Annotated in this window: 1 protein-coding gene; it reads right to left on the bottom strand. The window is 68.0% G+C overall.

The genetic code is table 11. From position 1 onward, the window contains the following. Positions 1-822 (bottom strand): AfsR/SARP family transcriptional regulator, encoded by an 822-nt coding sequence (locus ACLF6P_RS29870; protein WP_415954546.1) that lies wholly within the window; start codon positions 820-822, stop codon positions 1-3. Positions 823-923: the final 101 nt, after the last annotated feature.

Here is a 923-nt window from a genome sequence, read left to right on the forward strand (position 1 = left end):
TCAGGCGGCGAAGAGGTTGAAGGTGGAGGTGGGTTTGGGGGTGGTGAGGGTGTCGAGTTGGGGGTCGACGGTGAGCATGGCTTGGTGGAGGCGTTGGAGTTGGGGGGAGGGTTCGACGCCGAGTTCGTCGATGAGGCGGGTTCTGAGGCGTCGGTAGATGTCGAGGGCGGTGCTTTGGCGGCCGGCTCGGTAGAGGGCGAGCATGGCCTGGGACTGGAGGCCTTCGTGGTGGGGGTGGCGGGCGGTGAGGTCGGTGAGTTCGGCGATGAGTTCGCTGTGGCGGCCCAGGCGGAGGTCGGCGTCGATGCGGCGTTCGGTGGCGACGAGGCGTGATTCCTCGAGGCGGAGGGCTTCGATCTCCAGGACGGGTCCGAGGCGGATGTCGACGAGTGCGGGGCCGTCCCACAGGTCGAGGGCCTGGCGGTAGAGGTGGGCGGCGTGTTCGTTGTCGCCGGTTTCGAAGGCGGTCAGGCCCTGGGTGGTGAGGTGTTCGTAGCGGTGGACGTCCACGTTGTGGGCGGGTGTCTGCAGGAGGTATCCGCCGTGTCGGGTGGCGAGGATGTCTTTGGCTCCGGTGGGGTGGGCGGGGCCCATGGCGGTGCCCAGGCGGCGGCGGAGCTGGAGGATGTAGGTCTGCAGGGTGGTCAGGGCGCTCTGTGGGGGGCGGGTGCCCCAGATTTCCTCCATGAGTGTCTGGACGGGGACGACCCGGCCCGGGTAGAGGGCGAGCAGGGACAGGATCTGCCGCGGTTTGGCCGCGGTCGGAACGATGGTTTCTCCGTTGACCTGGGCACTCAACGGTCCCAGAACCCGAATCTCCACGCGTACCCCCTATGTGACGTCGAGTGTGACCGGGACCGCACGCTAGTCCGAAACCGGCCACCCCCACCGCAACCTCCAGCACCCCTCCAGCACCCCTCGAA

It is taken from the genome of Streptomyces lothianensis, from assembly GCF_047779955.1.
GTDB lineage: Bacteria > Actinomycetota > Actinomycetes > Streptomycetales > Streptomycetaceae > Streptomyces.